This window comes from Mesotoga sp. UBA5825 (genome assembly GCF_002432955.1).
GTDB lineage: Bacteria > Thermotogota > Thermotogae > Petrotogales > Kosmotogaceae > Mesotoga.
Map to the genome: position 1 here is coordinate 1 of NZ_DJHG01000115.1, position 4742 is coordinate 4742.

A 4742-nucleotide genomic window follows, 5' to 3' on the forward strand; every position below is an offset into this window, starting at 1 on the left:
GGGAGATTTCACGAAACTACAAAGATATTTCGTTAAACACAATACCCTTAAGTTAAGTTGTTGAGCGCTGTTGCGTCGAAGGAAAGGAACCTGCCTTAATTGCTGACGTAATACTTCCAGTCTCCCACCTCTCAGGTTCTCTTGGGTCTGTGACTCCAAGCATAGCTTCTGCAAGCACATGAAAGAAAGACGCTATGCAATAATATATAAGTGGCAATTATAGCTGTATATTGCCGTTAATTGCAGGTGATTTCTATGAACTATATTGATCAAAGCGATCTAAGAGACTGGTTCGAGAACGATCGTTTTCTGACAACCGATGAGCTGGTTAAGAGGCTGAGTCTTCGTTTCCCCGATGCGAAGATGGGGACTCTTTCTGCTAAATTGCACCGGCTGAAGAAAGAAGGACTCGTGAGAAACGTCAGAAGAGGCCTATTTGCTGCCGGAAGCAAGCGTGAGTTTGAACCTGACATATCGAAGCAACTCGCAGGTTTGTTTAAGAAGCTTGGTAAGAGATTCCCATACCTGGATAATCTGTGTGTCTGGGATAGCAGATGGCTAAACGAGTTTACGGTTCACCAGGCACTTACTTCAATGGTGATCATAGAAACTGAGCGAGATGCAGAGAAGGCAGTGTTTGAATTCATCAAAGCTGCTTACTCCCGGGTGTTCATTGATCCGACTCCAAAGGAGATAGACAACTACATCCTCGGATGCGAGAAGTGTTTCGTTGTAAGGCCACTTGTAACCGAAGCCCCTGTGACGTCCTCTGGTGGAGTCTCCATTCCGAAGCTGGAGAAGATACTTGTCGATCTTGTCTGCGAGAAGGATCTCTTCGTATCGTTTCAAGGAGAGGAGTTATGCAACATATTTCGCAGAGCTTTGACAGATTACGACGTGAGCCTGAGCACGCTCAGAAGATATGCTAGGCGACGCGGGAGGTTAGAAGAGATAGACAAGCTCATAGTGACCCAGGGAGAGGGCATATGATCACAGACAATTCCGCAACGGCGGTTGACTGGTTATACGTCAGCTCTTAAGATTGGAGAGGAAAGAATATCTGTTATAAATAGAACAATCGGCAATATGTTTATAAATTGCCAGTTGTTCTATAAGCGAGTTGATTGGTTTGAATGACCAGGATTTTGGTAAACATTTACAGAAATGCCGTGTCGAAATGATAGAATAAATTATGAAGGCACTAGAAAGAAGGGAGAATTATGGCAACAAGAACATTCGAGAAAGAGATTTATATCGACCAGAAAGCTGCGGAGAATATTATTAAAGCAATGAAAGCTACAAAGAAGCGGCCTAAAGAAGAGTATATAGACGTTAGAGCCTCCATCGAGAGGAGCGTATCTCTATTACCAGAAACATTACGCCGCTAAAGGCCCTGCTAGAAAAGTACGAAGAGAGTGAAGTGAGGGAGGTTTAATCCCTCTTTTTTGTTCGAAAAACAGCGACGTCGAAACGTTTTTGAGAGAAAAAGCGATTACATTCGAGAAGGCTTCGAGAGCCCGGACCTATTTGATACTGGATGAAGAAGCCTTGATTGATGGGAAGATAAATATCATCGCTTATTTCACGGTATCGAATAAAGCACTCAACCCTAGAGATGAAATCAGCAAGAACGTTAGAAAACACCTTGACGGCCTGGGGAACAAGCGGGGCTCTACCTTCGTTGTTTACCTCATTGGCCAGCTTGGAAAGAACGATACTTATCGCTCGGAGATAGATGGGAATGAACTTGTCGCCCGGGCAATAGCAACCATCAAAGAGGCCTATGAGATAGTTGGAGGTCGGTGTATTCTCATCGAGTGTCAAAATAGGGTCAGACTCCTATTCTTTGTAATGCTTTCTACAAGTCAGGAATAAGAGCGCATTACGATGTGCTTGAGGTCACGTGGAAGGTGGCGAAAGATGTCTGCCCCGATGAGATCATGGATGATAATCAAAGAGATGCACTTATGATTGTTATCCGAATGAACAGGGTCAGACTCCAATTCTCTTGGCACTGCGAAACAAAGGACATATGCTATTATTCAGATACTAGCGATTCTGTTATATGACTGCCAGGAGAAAGACATGGAAGATAACGGACAAAACGAAGTAGGTAATCGATTCAAGAAGGGTTGTTTCTTCGAGACCATCAGCCTGTTTGAGGTACAGACGGTGCCCTTTCTCAATGCAGAACTCGTCCCTCTTTTTGCTGGTCTTTGGGAATTAGGAGAAACGACCCACGAAGAGACCCGCGTGTTATTCATTGCGAGCGGAAACTTGGACCAGCCATTTACAATGTGCTCTTCGATGCATTCCAATGTATGGATCTCATTCAATAAGAGCGTAGTAAGGGAGATAGGTTCTTCAAGCCTCCCTTTTTTGAGATTTGAGGTTAGTTTATTGCTTAAGGGAGATGATTTATGCCTGTGAAAATCCTGGTTGTCGATGACTCGGCGGCTGATCGCCTTATGATTGAGAAGATGTTGAGCGAGTACGATCTCCTGACAGCTAGTGATGGCGTGGAGGCAATGCAGAGAATAGATGAGCACGAAGAGATTCAGCTGATCATACTCGACCTTAATATGCCCAGAATGAATGGATTCGAGGTTCTAGCGGCGCTGAAGGCGGATGATCGCTATAAGAGAGTACGAACAATAATACTGACAAACCATGAAGAACTGGAAGACGAAAGCAAAGGTCTGGAACTTGGTGCTGTGGACTACATAAGGAAGCCTATTAGTATAAATGCTTTGAAGGTTCGAGTCAATATCCATCTTGAATTGCTCAGAAGTCGGCAGCTGGCAGAACAGAAGCATGTCGAGCTAAAGTCAGTGTTCAACACAATCTTTAGCAGGGCACCGATTGGAATTTCGATTTCCTACGCTAGCGGTCCCAAAGATAAGAATGTGGATCCAGAAACACAGATCAACTCAGCATTCGAGCAAATTACCGGTAGAACGAAAGAGGAGTTGATTGAGCTTGGCTGGGCAAGTATTACTCATCCAGACGATCTGGAGAAGGATCTAGAGAATTATAGAAAGCTGAAATCAGGCGAAATCCAGAGCTATACAATGGAGAAGAGGTTTGTCAGGCCAGATGGTTCTTCTGTATGGGTTGAAATGACAGTGGCGTCCTTCCATCTGCCGGGCGAGAGTGAAAGCGGCCATATTGCCCTTCTTAAGGATATATCCAGCCGTAAGGAGTTCGAGAATACACTCAGATATAGCTCTGAACACGATAGTTGGACTGGCCTATATAACCGCAACTACCTGAAAACTCTTCTGGAAGGAGATGATGAGAACAGACTGCGGGAGAAAAGAGCCTTAGTGAGCGTGGATTTAAGTACAGTGCAGTCACTGACATCTACTTATGGATTTCAATACACTCAGGACCTTATAAAGAAGATTGCAGATATGTTGAGGCAGTTCTGCACAGATAGGCGCCTGCTTTTCAACACATACGAGAATCAATTCGCATTCTACTTGAAGGGCTATAAAGACAAGAACGAACTGACGAAATTTTCCATAGAAGTTGCAAAGCAACTGGAGCCTGTCCTTCTGATGGAAAGGATTAAAGGTGGTATTGGAGTAATTGAAATCGGTGAAGGTGATGAGAAGGATGCCGATCTCCTACTGAGAAGGCTTCTAGTCACATCTGAGAAGGCTTTCAACATATATGATAGAAACATTGGAATCTGTTTCTATAACGAAGAAATCGAGAAACAAATGGTTCGAGAACAGCAGATAACCTTAGAACTGGCGAAAATCTCGACAGACGAGAAGGATTTTGGGCTCTTCGTGCAATTCCAGCCGATTCTTGATCTGAAGTCTAATAAGATAAGCAGTTTTGAAGCTCTGGCGAGATTGAGTATTGAAGGACTTGGCCCGGTGCCGCCTCTGGAATTCATCCCGATAGCCGAGAAAACAAATCTTGTCGTTCCGATCGGCAGGAAGATTATTCTCCAGGCACTCGGTTTCTTGAATAAGCTGAAGAGAAGTGGTTATGGATCGATCGGGGTTTCAATCAATGTCTCGGCCATCCAGTTATTGAGGGACGGTTTCACAGATAGCCTTCTTGAGATGATAGAGCAAACTCAGGTCCTTCCTAAGAATGTTGGACTCGAGATCACCGAGTCGGTATTTGCCTCGAATCACGAGAAAATAAACCGTATTCTTGGCAAACTGAGTGATATAGGGATTCATACAGCCATAGACGACTTTGGGATCGGATACTCCTCTTTTGCAAGGGAAAGAGATCTAAACGTGAACTGTCTCAAGATAGACAAATCCTTCATAGATAGGCTGCAGTATCTCGAGAGCGATGATGCCATCACCAGTGACATCATTTCGATGGCACATAAGCTAGGTCATTTTACTATAGCTGAAGGGGTAGAACACGAAAGGCAGAAAGAGTATCTGGAGAAATGGGGTTGCGATAGAATACAGGGACATTTGATCAGCAAACCACTGGACGAAGAAGACGCAATTAAATTCCTGGAGAAATACAATCGCCAGTAAAGATCGCCTTAATCGTGGATCTCGCGGGTGGTAGGTCAGGAGCATATAGCAAGAGCTTGACACAATCCTCAAGAAGCAAATTGAAGCAATATGATCAGAGCCACTCACTTTGTCATCCTGTAGAGCCTGCCCCAATGAGCCTGCCCTGATATGCATTTGTTCAGGGCTCCTGTTTGGGGCTCCTGTTTGGGGGCTCCTGTTCAGGATCTGGTCTTGAAGTACCGA

At 44.4% G+C, this 4742-nt stretch carries 4 protein-coding genes; all 4 read left to right on the plus strand.

Going from position 1 to position 4742, the window contains the following annotated elements; all coding sequences use genetic code 11:
• Positions 1-255: 255 nt before the first annotated feature.
• Positions 256-990, plus strand: coding sequence for a DUF6577 family protein (locus B3N33_RS11360; protein ID WP_292593410.1), 735 nt, complete (start codon positions 256-258; stop codon positions 988-990).
• Positions 991-1220: 230 nt separating this feature from the next.
• Complete coding sequence (locus B3N33_RS11365) at positions 1221-1388, plus strand: hypothetical protein (RefSeq protein ID WP_292593411.1); 168 nt, start codon at positions 1221-1223, stop codon at positions 1386-1388.
• Between the two features lie 160 nt (positions 1389-1548).
• Positions 1549-1875: a hypothetical protein gene (locus B3N33_RS11370; protein ID WP_292593412.1), complete on the plus strand. Its 327-nt coding sequence runs from the start codon at positions 1549-1551 to the stop codon at positions 1873-1875.
• Positions 1876-2420: 545 nt separating this feature from the next.
• Entirely contained in the window at positions 2421-4517 is a 2097-nt protein-coding gene (locus tag B3N33_RS11375; protein WP_292593413.1) for an EAL domain-containing protein, read from the plus strand.
• The last annotated feature ends 225 nt before the right edge of the window (positions 4518-4742 follow it).

Excerpts from the sequence above, each read along its gene's own strand:
- B3N33_RS11360 (WP_292593410.1), top strand. The coding sequence starts at position 256 with ATGAACTATATTGATCAAAGCGATCTAAGAGACTGGTTCGAGAACGAT.
- B3N33_RS11365 (WP_292593411.1), top strand. The coding sequence starts at position 1,221 with ATGGCAACAAGAACATTCGAGAAAGAGATTTATATCGACCAGAAAGCT.
- B3N33_RS11375 (WP_292593413.1), top strand. The coding sequence starts at position 2,421 with ATGCCTGTGAAAATCCTGGTTGTCGATGACTCGGCGGCTGATCGCCTT.